This is a genomic window from Cytobacillus eiseniae (genome assembly GCF_017874625.1).
In the GTDB taxonomy this organism is placed as follows: Bacteria; Bacillota; Bacilli; order Bacillales; family Cytobacillaceae; genus Cytobacillus; species Cytobacillus eiseniae.
Genome location: NZ_JAGIKZ010000002.1, coordinates 1 through 11420, shown reverse-complemented (window position 1 = coordinate 11420; position 11420 = coordinate 1). Strand labels below are relative to the sequence as shown.

Sequence of the window (11420 nt, the reverse complement as noted above, 5' to 3'; positions counted from 1 at the left end):
TTATTTAAGCTCTGCCTTTTCTTCCCTGCTTCGAATTTCGATTAGCACCTTTCATTGGGTTCTCTCCCTGACTGAACTCTGCTGAAAATTCAGTTTCTGCTAAGTTTTTCTTCGGTGTTTTGCTATATTTTTCAACGGCATCAAATTGTGCTTTTCTTTTTGCCATATGAACGCCTCCTATTTATATTAGTACATTCTTATTTTCTGCTTGCAGCTTTTTTTCATTCACCAACAAAATTCCTTATATTGTATTAATAAAATCACTTTTAATCCAAACAATAAGAAGAAAATTATAGGTCTCATATAAACGAAATGAGCAGTTAATAAAATTTTCGATTTTTTCAAAAAGGAATGATACCTAAATGGACGAGAAAAAACAAGTAAATCAAAAATTAGATATTGATGAAACCCTTCCACATCAGATTGAGGCACCGAGTTTTAAACACACAGGAATTAAGATGGAACCGCCATTTAAGAATTCACATGGAGTCATAATTGGTGACAGCTTCTACGCATCGAAACAATCTCCATTAGAAAATTGGAGTGATGAAACCGATCCTTCGATCATGGCTGGAGATGAATGGGTTCACCCAACGAATGATATTGGATGGAACACACCAGAAAATAAGGAGTTACTGGAAAGCAAAAAGCCGCCTAAAGCCGTTCCCTTCATGCATCCAACGAAAGACGTTGGACGAGGAACAGATTAAACAGATGAAAAAACGCTCAAAATGAGCGTTTTTTTATTTAACCTTATTCATTAAAAAGGAGCTTTATTTAATTAAATGATTCCTCTTATTTTTGCTTAACCAATAATTACTCGTTCTTTTGGATAATGATAATTCGCTTTCTTTTCCTTCCCACCAATAATGAATAAGAAGGATGTTAACCCGATTCTTCCGATAAACATTAAAACCATCAGCACACATTTACCGAAATCACTCATACTAGACGTAATCCCCATTGAAAGTCCTGTTGTTCCAAAAGCAGAACAAACTTCAAAAATAATTTCAATTAGTTGAAGCTGTTGATCTGAAATACTTATCAATAAGACGGATACAAAACACATAATCGTAGCCAAAGTAGTAATAACAAATGATTTTATAATATCATTTTGATCGAGCTCTCTATTAAATATTTTTACTTCCCGGTTCCCTTTAGCAAAGTGGAATAGAAATAAAATATTTAATGCAAAGGTTGTAGTCCTTATTCCTCCACCTACAGAACTTGGAGAAGCACCAATAAACATTAAAATGCTTAAGACTAATTGTGTTGGCAAAGTAAATTGACTGACATCCATTGTAGAAAGTCCACCACTTCTCGTCGTAGCTGCTTGAAAGAATGCATAGAAGAAGCTTTTATGCCATTCAATTCCTTTAAAATAATGCTGAAATTCTAAAAGAAGCAAAATAACGGTCCCAAATACAAGTAGAGCAGCAAATGTTAATGTTGTAAGCTTTGTAAATAGCGTAAAGCGAAAAGGAATTTCATGTTCACTTCTCTTCCTAAACAAATACTCTTTTGCCTCAATTAGGACAGGGAAACCAATTGCACCTAAAGTAATCAAAATAATATTCATCAATTGAACAAAGTAATCCCCAGCAAACGGAAGGAGGGATTTTCCGGTAATATCCATGCCGCCATTTGTTGTAGCACTAACTGCTGCAAACAAGCCTTGAAGAAAAGCTTCTTCCCAAGTAGAATAATAACTTAAAAAGTGAAACCCTAGGATAAGAGCGCCAATACATTCAATAAGAAAAATAATTTTAATAATTTCCTTAATTAAATGCACGAGCCCCGCTAAAGCAAATTGATTATGGTCAACCATTATCAATTTTCTACTGCGGAGTCCAATTTTCCGGCCAAGCAGCATCCAGAAGAACGTACCGATCGCCATAATGCCAACCCCGCCAAATTGTAAAATCACCATGATTACAAAATAACCAAAAACACTATATGTTTCGGAAATATTCACAACGGTCAATCCTGTTACACTTACTGCACTAACTGCTGTGAAAACAGTATCAATGAATGCCACCTTTACTCCAGGCTTATGAACAGCCGGAATACTTAATAATAATACAGAGATGGTTACAGCTAATAAATAATACCCTGTAATCACTTGAGCAGGTGTTAATTTATCGAGCCAAATACGAATCTTTCTCCACATGGAATACAATTCCTTTCAAAATTTCTCATATCCCTATAATAATGAATTAAGGATAGGATTGAAAGACAAAAAAAAGATAGCCTTATTTAAGTGGCTATCCCTTTTACTTAAACATAATCTGAAGGGTCGACGAAGAATGTATACCCTAAATAGACTATTAAACCAATTCCCATTGTTAAAAAACCCCATCCAAGGATGATTTGCTCAATGACTAGATAATTATTACATAACTGAATGGGTGAATTAATATATAACCAACCCATGAATATAAATGCGAGTGTAAAAAGAACGATAAGTGTATTTTTGCCAAATTTACTTAGCTTCCTCCAACTGTCCCGAAGCGGTACCCCAGCTAAAAATGGCAAACTTATAAATTTGAAGATCTCAATACTTGTTAAATTCAATGCTTCATCCATTGTTCGTGGCAGCATCCAATAGGCCATTATAATAATAAATAGAAGAACTCCTGGTATCCCATTATTGTTCCATTTTTCGAAAAAACGTGGAAAGCGCATTTGGAAAAACTTCCCCATCAAAAACCCTGCAATGATAAGTAATGGCATTTGCATATGCATATGAATGATCATGACTGATTCCATCAAATTAGCAACAGGAGGAATAATGAGGAAAACAAGTAGGAGAAGGCCCAATGTTGATTGATTCATCATTATTCTCCTCCTTCATTTTCAAGAATTTGTGTCACTTTTTCTGCTGCTTCATTAATTTTCGTATAATCCATTACATCAATCAATCGGCTTTCTTTATCCACTAAATAAAAGGCTGAATTGTGAGCAAAGTTCCCCGTTTCATCAGGGATGACGATCACACCAAACTTCTCCAGCAATGACTCTAATTCACTTTGATCAGGAACTCTAGCCATTCTCCACGTTTCCCCATCACTATTAAAGGCATCCTTATAACGGTCCAATGTAGCTGGGTCATCTCTTTCCGGATCAAAACTAATACTTAAAAAGACAATGTCCTCGCCAATATATTTAGGTGGCAGCAGGTCATACACTTGCGACATATTTAATTCTAATTGAGGACAAACCGTTGCACAGGATGTATATAAAAATGTAATAAATACGTATTTATCCTTAAATTCATCAATAGAATATGTTCTTCCATTGCTATCCTCAAGAGTTACTTCAGGAAAGATAGGTTTATCATCAATTAATTGGTTTACCCTTGCAGTTTCTGCAGTGTATGCTTGGAAGCCATCAGTGCCAAAGAAAAATAATACAACACCAAACAATAGAACAATAATAGATGCAATCGTATTATTTCGATTTTTGATCATGAGATCACTTCCTAGATCTATTTTTGTTAACAACTATCCTTCTATCTTAACATAAAGAGATAGCCCAATATATCGAGCTATCTCCTTTTTTGAAAGAACAATATTATTCGGATCCAAGCAAGCCGTTTCCGCTTTTCTTTGTCCAGCTACAGCGCCTAGGGGCTCGAGTCATAAGCCGTACTGGCTTGAAGGTTAAAGTACATCCTTCCATCCAGCCCGTCTTATGCTTGTCGCCCCTGAACAAGGCGCTTCCACTTTTCTTTGTCCAGCTCCAGCGGCTAGACCCTCGAGTCATAAGCTGTATCGGCTAGAAGGTTAAAGTACAACCTTCCATCCGATCCATCTTATGCTTGTCGGATCTGAACAAGCCGTTTCCGCTTTTCTTTGTCCAGCTCCAGCACCTAGGGGCTCGAGTCATAAGCCGTACTGGCTTGAAGGTTAAAGTACATCCTTCCATCCAGCCCGTCTTATGCTTGTCGCCCCTAACAAGGCGCCTCCGCTTTTCTTTTTACCAAGTTTTGAATGGTGGGGATCCTGGTGGTGCATTGACGATAAAGTCTGTTAACGGTATGACGTAAGCCATTGCGACAACGATTATCATTAGTACTACCCAAACGCCCCAACGTTCTGTCCAATATGGAGTTTTTGAAGCTCCTTTTTCTTCTTCTGCAATCGGGAATTCAGTTTCACCTTTAGGAGCAAAGAACATTAAGTTAAATACTGAATATACTTGCATGATTGCAGCAACCATAAGCATTGTACCACCGATAGCTAGGAAGATTAAATATGGATCCCAGCTTAATGCTGTTGCATTATCAAAATATGTTGAGTATGACGTTCTACGTGGTGACCCAAATAGACCTACTGTGTGCATTGCACCTGACATTGTAATCATACCAATTGTCCAGATGATTGTTGTTACAACACCGAATTGGTTCATGCCTTTCGTTAATACACGTTTTGATAAATGTGGAACTAACCAGTAACTAATACCAAAGAATGTCATAGCTACAGACATACCTAATGTTAAGTGGAAGTGACCAACAACCCAAAGTGAGTTATGAACAACTTGGTTTAATTGGTTAGTAGTTTGAGCAATACCACCTGCACCTGCTGGAATAAATGCTGCCATTGCGATAAATGGTGCTAGGAAACGAACATCGCCCCAAGGTAATGTTTTAAACCAGCCGATTAAGCCTTTTCCACCTTTTTTTCTAGCTGTTTTTTCAAATACTGCGAATAACGCATAAGCTGTCATCAATGATGGGAATCCAATCGCTAAACTCATGAATACGTGCATGTATTTAACTGATAATGAAATACCAGGGTCAACGATTTGGTGATGGAATCCACCAGTAATATTCATGATAACTAAAGCAATTACAACGACACGAGTTAAAACGTCACTCCAGCGATTTCCGCCGATGATCTTCGGTACGATTACATACCATGCAGAAACTGCTGTTAAATACCAAATGTTAACTGCTGTATGACCAAATGCCCAGAATAGTGTACGAGCAACCATAACGTTAATTGTATCAACCCAGCCAAGTGACCAAGGGATGATCATGAAAATTACTTCGACTGCAACAAATGCAGTTCCGCCAACTAGGAGAATAAATACTCCAGTAGCAAAGAATGAGAAGATTGGAAGATGTTGACCTTTATGATTTTTTCTCCAATTAGCTACTTGAATGAATCCTCCAAAACAGGCCATCCATACACCAAGAACTACAAGTACTAAACCAAAGTAGAATACTGGATGTGCTGCCATCGGTGGATAGAATGTATACATAACAGAAGCTTCATTCATTAAAATCGGAATCACAACTAATACTACACCGATTATTTTAAGCCAAAAACCAATCCATGCCATTGTTCTAACTTTCGGAAGAAGTCCTCCTAAAGTATGGGACATACCTGCATAGAAATATCCAATTGTAAAGGTAGCTGAAAATACTACTACTAATAGTAATCCATGAGCTGTAAGAACTTGATAGTAGTTAAGCCATGCTGGTAATTCGAGTAATCCTGCACGGTTTAATCCTTGTAGTAATCCTAAAGTGGCGCCAATTAGTAATGCAATAAATGCTACAGATAAGTACGATTTCGATAATTTGGCATCTTGCAGATTTACACCAAGAACTTTATTTGTTTTTTCTTTTAAAGATGTATTTGTGTTTTGTGCGATGACTGATTCCATTCTAGCTTCCCCCCTTATTTAACTGTAATAGTAGTCCCCATCAATTGGTGACCAGCTCCACAATATTCATTACAAAGCACTAAATATTCGCCAGCTTTGTCAAATTTTTGTGTGATTTTTTGTACGTATCCTGGCATAACCATTGCATTAATATTTGTTTCTGCCACTTGGAATCCGTGAACCACATCTTTAGATGTTAATGTGAAATGTACAGTTGATCCTGCAGGAATTTCAATATCACTTGGAGTAAAGCTAAATATTTGTAATGTCATAACTACTTCATATTCATTTTCTCCAATTTGTTTTACACCAGGTTCATTAAATGGTGCTGTTTCATCTACTTTTTGTGGATCTATTCTTTCGCCATGACTTGGTGGTCCCATTTCTAAAGCAAATGTCTGATACCCAGCAAAAATCATGAATGCCATAATCATACCGAAACTTAATGTTAACCAAACTTTCTCAGAACGATGCATATTTTTCCCCTCCTAAAATCTAGCCATAAATAGTCCGTATAGAACTATATATGTGATAAGAATGACCAATCCTACTATACCTAAAGAAAACATAGTGCCTTTTGTTGTTTCTTCTTCTGTTGCTGAAACGACTTCTGTATTTGATTTATTGACCTTTGTTTCCATAGAACTAATCCCCTCCTTGTTTGATATCTGTTCTCATTATAGGTGAAGGTTATATGACGAATAGTGCGTAATATCACATAGCGTTTGTGATTTTAAAAATTTGTTCATAAAGAGGATTAGATTTTCACAAAATGTTCAAGAGTCATTCTAATTTAAAACTAATAATAATTTTCGTAAATTTCCCATCAATAATTAAAGGAAATTTGCCAATAATACATGTACAGAGAAAAGCAAACTCTGTAAGAGTAAATTAAAGGAGTGGAAAAACAATGGCACGAAGCAGCAATAAATTATTAGTTCCTGGTATAGAACAATATTTAGATCAAGTAAAATATGAAATTGCCCAGGAGTTTGGGGTAAACTTAGGCTCTGATACAGTCTCCCGTGCTAATGGCTCAGTTGGGGGCGAAATTACAAAAAGGCTAGTACAGCAAGCACAGGCACAAATGGCGGGAAAACAAAACCCTTAAAACTAAATAAACATGGAAAAAAGTCCGGATTTCTCCGGACTTTCTCATTCTTACTCATCTCTTCTGCTCATTTTGCTTATGACGATTATCTCTATGCTTTTGACCATTATTTTTATCATTTTTCTGTTTTTGTTTATTTTCTCTTCCTTCTTTATGCTTTTGAGTGGTTCGCTCTTTATGATATTGTTTTTGATCTTTTCCATCATTTTTTCTCTGTTTCCATCGATCATCCTGTTTTTGATCCTTTTTAATATGGTTTTCCCGGTTTTCATTTTTCTTCTCATGATTATGTGGTCTTTCTCGATCAATCTTTTTCTTCTCTTGAGCTGATGGGATCTTCTTTAGCTCATTTTTGTCCTCTCGATTCAAATCTTTTTCAACTCGAGTTGCTGGATTTCTTTTTTGTTGACTTGGAGACTTCTTTACATCATTTTGGGTTGAATTTCTTTTTTCTGTATCTTTCAACTCTGATTTTTGCTCATTTACGATTAGATTCTCTTTTTCTTTTGGGACAGACTTCTGTGTTTGAATTTGTTTCTGTTCCTTATATATACCTATTGTTAGACCTTCTTCTTTTGCTTTTACGCGTTCTTCTGAAGATCCTTCTACCATTTTCAATTCAAGGTTTTCCTGATTAATGATATTCTTTACTTCATTTAATTCTTGTTCCAAACGAGGGTCCTTTTTCGATTGTGCTTCTTTATATACAGTGGCTATTATTATTTCTTGACTGTCCTTAATATACCCCTGTACTTTCATCTCCTGAAGAATATCATTTGTTAAGACATGAATATTTTTCTTTTTCCATCCGTTTAATTGATTGATGATTTGTTCTCCCTCATCATTAAAAGAAGAAATTTCAATTACTTCGAATTGTTCATTTATCCCAATTTCAATACTAGGGTTCACATCTATCGATAAATAGGCATACACTTTATTATTGCTAGATAGTGGACTAACGACCACAAAGGCAATTAAAAGCATAATCGCCACTGAAAGTGCTGCTTTCCACTTCATATTCATAGTAAATAAGGAAGAAAATGATTTCTTTGGATTATCTAATTCAATCGGGATAAATTCAATTTCTTCGCCAATTTGAAATTGATTATGATGATTATTCGCGCGAAGAAATTCTCCTTCTGGGGTTAAAACTGTTAAAAACCGGTCATCCACTTCCATTATGATTCCTGTTTTCATGTTTTCAACACCCCTTTTATATAATCTTTAAGATACACGTAATCACCTATTAAAATAAGTGAAATAGCAATGATATATTTTCGATTTCTCTCAATTGTCTTTCGACTAATGGATACTTCCTTTTCAAGCTGTTTAATTGGAAGTTTCCCTTTTTCTATTAAACTCTCTTTAAGTTTCTCATTTTCTACAAGCTTACTAGCTACTAGCATTGCATTCCTTCTTGCATCTGCATGCTTAGGGGACTGTTCAAGTAAGTCCTGAAAGCTAAGATCAAATTTTTGCAGAATTTTCGTAAATTGAATAATTTCTTCTCTTCTTCGTTCTTCTTCTGTCATTTTTCTAAAAGCATCAATGGAAAGGTCATTTTCAATCGCTTTGCCTGATTGATCATCCTCGTTAAGATCATGATCAATCGTTCTTTTTATGTTTTGATATTTTACTTGTGTACGAATATAGTCAATGACCCGTCTTTTAATAAGAATTTCTGAAAAGCTAATTAATGAATTTCCTTTATCTGAATTATATTTTTGAATCGCTTCATTAAATGCAATGAGACCAATGCTAAATTCATCATCAGATTCATGAATATATCTCTTACAAACAGACGAAACGGTCTTCGCAATAAATGGCTTATATGATTGAATCAATTCATTAAGTAATTGATCATCACCCTGCTGTATTAAAAGAACCGTTTCTTCTAGTGATTTTTTTTGTTTTTTTGCCATGAACAGCATACTAAGCATAGCCTCACCTCTTCATTCAAAATATTATATCATACGATTTCCCTTTAAAATCGGACAAGGATTCGTGTAATATAATTGAAATAAAGAGGCTGAAATATTTCTTATTCATTACAAATGTACGTAATGATCTTTGTGGGATTGGGGGTAATAAAAACAATATATTTAATTAACCAATTGAGACTTTTTTATTGTAAGAAGAATCCACCTAATAAAAAAGCCAATAAGCAATCCAGGGATAACAAAAAGCATAGGTAAAAAAATCGGTCCGAAAAGAATACCGAAAATAGTTAATTTAGTGGAATACATTAGTCCTACTGTTACTGTATAAGCAGAAAAGGCAAACGGGAGGAATGACAACTTCTCATCCTCTGGCATTGCCTCGCGATAGGCATCCCACATTGCAAACATATAAAGACATGGGTAAAACATTAACCATTGGAAATTAATCACATCAATCGCGTGATCAATTTCACCTAAAAAACTATACATTATTGCTGTATTAAAGTTACTGTACATATTAATAATAAATTCAAGGATAACAAAAAGCACGCCCTTTACAAATTGCCCTGATAATAACTGGCTGAATCCCGGCAATGCGATACTCCATAAAACAGCCTCAAGTTTACTTAATCTCTTCATCCGAAAATCACCAACTGCTCTAATTATGGTCTAATGTATCCATGCAATCTAATTATTGTCACCTACCGATTCAATATTACTATTATTTCTCCATTTACATAAAAAAACCGTTAATCAGCGATTAACGGAAAATTTTTATTTTATACCTTTTTCGTAATTGAAAAACCTGTCATTCCATAAATAACTGTCAATAACGGACATAATAAGCAGAAAAAGGTGAATGGCAAATAATCAATCGTTGCAACACCTAATACACTCGTTAAGAAAACACCACAAATACTCCATGGTACTAAAGGATTAATGACCGTTCCCGCATCTTCCAATACCCTTGATAAATTTTTTTGTTCAAGTCCTGCATGGTCATACGATGACTGATAGGCATTCCCCGTGATCAAAATAGATAAATATTGCTCTCCAAGCAGGACGTTTATCCCAATCGCTGTACCTGCCGTTGAGGCAATTAATGCAGGAACATTTTTCAAATACCCTTTCATACCATCTAATAAAGCTGGTAAAATTCCTAGTTTAAATAATAGGCCACCCATTGATAAGGCTAATAGAACTAATGAAATAGAAAACATCATTCCCTCCATGCCTCCTCTAGTCAATAGAGAATCAATTTCTTCGACTCCACTTGCTGAATGAAAGCCAGAAAATAAAAGATTCAACATCCCTTCGATTCCAAAATCCTTTTGTACAAAGAAACCTATAATAAGCGCAGCTATTACTCCTGCCGAAAGAGTAATCATAGCTGATATTCTTTTAATAGCTAGAATAACTAATAAAAGAAAGGGAATGAGGGAATACCAATGTACATAATCAAGTTCTATTAGTGTTTCTTTTAATAAGGTAATGGTTGAGAAACTAGCGGAAGCTTCATTAGGTGATAAGATCACAAATATAATCATCGTAATCACGAAAGCTGGAACAGTCGTCCAGGCCATATTTTTAATATGTTCAAAAATATCCACCTTTACAATCATTGATGCCAGATTCGTCGTATCTGATAATGGAGACATTTTATCACCAAAAAATGCACCTGAAATTACTGCTCCAGCAGTGATTGCTTCGGATAATCCAAGTGCAGATCCAACACTCATGAAAGCAATTCCAATGGTAGCAGCCGTTGTCAAAGAACTGCCGATGCTCAAGCCTATTAGAGAGCTGACAAGAAATACAATACAATAGAAAAATCGACCGTCTACCATTTCTAAAGCAAGATAAATAAATGTTGGAATCGTTCCACTCGCCATCCAACTACTAATTAACATCCCAATAAAGAAAAAGATAAAGACAGCACCTAAACCTGACTTTGCTCCATCTATAATTCCTGCCTCTAAATCCTTAATTGCTACTTTCTTCATCAATCCATAAGCTAGCAATGAAATGATTGCTAATACAATAGGAACATGCGGAACTACACCAGCAATAATAATGGCGTAGCTGATCCCACCAAAAATAATAATAGTAATCATAAGAGCTTCCATAGGTTTCATTTTTAGAATAGAATGGTCATGCTGCATATTGTGTGTCCTCCTAGTATGATAATCGCCGCATTCATTCTATTGATCTGCGAACATATCTATTTCACTTAGACGCTTTTTAGCGTTAAAGCGAAATAACATGATGCTACTATATTATTTTTCAACCGAGTTGTCAATGCTAAAGTTGAGAACAAGAAAGATCGTTTAGATGAAAAAAGGCTCCATATATTGTCAGTCGTTCGACTAGGATCGAGATGCTTCGTGCTAATCGGTCGGGGATTAGGTTGAGCATCCGGGCGGAGAAATAGACGGAAAATTTCCGTCTATTTCGTAATTATTAATAAAAAAAGCCCGAATAAGCGGAAATTTTCCGCCTATTGTCTTATAAAACCCAAAAACGGGGGATTTTTCAATAAATAAGCGGAAATGTTCCGCTTATTTCCGCCAAAAAGAGCTTTATTTTGCATTTAACCGGATAAATTCCGCTTCGTATTATAAGGTCAGCCAGATATTTCTGGTTGACCATTTTTTATATGGTTTTATTATTACGGTAGCCGGGGTAGAACGTAATTC

General features: G+C 35.5%; 13 protein-coding genes. 2 read left to right on the top strand and 11 right to left on the bottom strand.

What is annotated here, in order from left to right; all coding sequences use genetic code 11:
- Positions 1-4: 4 nt before the first annotated feature.
- Positions 5-166, bottom strand: a complete 162-nt coding sequence (locus J2Z40_RS02220; RefSeq protein ID WP_162840477.1) for a hypothetical protein — start codon at positions 164-166, stop codon at positions 5-7.
- Positions 167-362: 196 nt separating this feature from the next.
- On the opposite strand from J2Z40_RS02220, the gene J2Z40_RS02215 reads away from it, so the two are divergent.
- Entirely contained in the window at positions 363-710 is a 348-nt protein-coding gene (locus tag J2Z40_RS02215; RefSeq protein ID WP_066393053.1) for a DUF3905 domain-containing protein, read from the top strand.
- Between the two features lie 95 nt (positions 711-805).
- Here J2Z40_RS02215 and J2Z40_RS02210 read toward each other — a convergent pair whose 3' ends face one another.
- The 6 genes from J2Z40_RS02210 to J2Z40_RS02185 form a co-directional block, all read right to left on the bottom strand.
- Complete coding sequence (locus J2Z40_RS02210; protein WP_066393050.1) at positions 806-2170, bottom strand: TrkH family potassium uptake protein; 1365 nt, start codon at positions 2168-2170, stop codon at positions 806-808.
- Positions 2171-2277: 107 nt separating this feature from the next.
- Positions 2278-2838 (bottom strand): hypothetical protein, encoded by a 561-nt coding sequence (locus J2Z40_RS02205; RefSeq protein WP_066393047.1) that lies wholly within the window; start codon positions 2836-2838, stop codon positions 2278-2280.
- Positions 2838-3470 carry an SCO family protein gene (locus J2Z40_RS02200; protein WP_066393045.1) on the bottom strand — a complete coding sequence of 211 codons (633 nt, stop codon included), beginning with the start codon at positions 3468-3470 and terminating at the stop codon, positions 2838-2840. Before J2Z40_RS02200 ends, J2Z40_RS02205 begins: the two co-directional genes overlap by 1 nt.
- A 508-nt stretch (positions 3471-3978) precedes the next feature.
- Complete coding sequence (locus J2Z40_RS02195; RefSeq protein ID WP_066393043.1) at positions 3979-5673, bottom strand: cbb3-type cytochrome c oxidase subunit I; 1695 nt, start codon at positions 5671-5673, stop codon at positions 3979-3981.
- Between the two features lie 14 nt (positions 5674-5687).
- On the bottom strand, positions 5688-6149 hold the full coding sequence (locus tag J2Z40_RS02190; protein ID WP_066393041.1) for a cytochrome c oxidase subunit II: 462 nt from the start codon (positions 6147-6149) through the stop codon (positions 5688-5690).
- 12 nt (positions 6150-6161) lie between these two features.
- Positions 6162-6314, bottom strand: a complete 153-nt coding sequence (locus J2Z40_RS02185) for a hypothetical protein (protein WP_157087808.1) — start codon at positions 6312-6314, stop codon at positions 6162-6164.
- Positions 6315-6583: 269 nt separating this feature from the next.
- Here J2Z40_RS02185 and J2Z40_RS02180 point away from each other — a divergent pair, with 269 nt between their 5' ends.
- The gene (locus tag J2Z40_RS02180; RefSeq protein WP_066393034.1) at positions 6584-6784 is read left to right on the top strand and encodes an alpha/beta-type small acid-soluble spore protein; all 201 of its coding nucleotides are present in this window, start codon (positions 6584-6586) and stop codon (positions 6782-6784) included.
- 54 nt (positions 6785-6838) lie between these two features.
- Here the strand turns inward: J2Z40_RS02180 and J2Z40_RS02175 are convergent, their stop codons facing one another.
- The 4 genes from J2Z40_RS02175 to nhaC form a co-directional block, all read right to left on the bottom strand.
- The gene (locus J2Z40_RS02175; RefSeq protein WP_066393031.1) at positions 6839-7981 is read right to left on the bottom strand and encodes an anti-sigma factor domain-containing protein; all 1143 of its coding nucleotides are present in this window, start codon (positions 7979-7981) and stop codon (positions 6839-6841) included.
- Positions 7978-8724, bottom strand: coding sequence for an RNA polymerase sigma factor SigI (gene sigI, locus J2Z40_RS02170; protein WP_066393018.1), 747 nt, complete (start codon positions 8722-8724; stop codon positions 7978-7980). Before sigI ends, J2Z40_RS02175 begins: the two co-directional genes overlap by 4 nt.
- Positions 8725-8886: 162 nt before the next feature.
- Positions 8887-9363: a hypothetical protein gene (locus J2Z40_RS02165; protein ID WP_066393014.1), complete on the bottom strand. Its 477-nt coding sequence runs from the start codon at positions 9361-9363 to the stop codon at positions 8887-8889.
- A gap of 140 nt (positions 9364-9503) precedes the next feature.
- Entirely contained in the window at positions 9504-10886 is a 1383-nt protein-coding gene (gene nhaC / locus J2Z40_RS02160; protein WP_066393012.1) for a Na+/H+ antiporter NhaC, read from the bottom strand.
- Between the last annotated feature and the right edge of the window lie 534 nt (positions 10887-11420).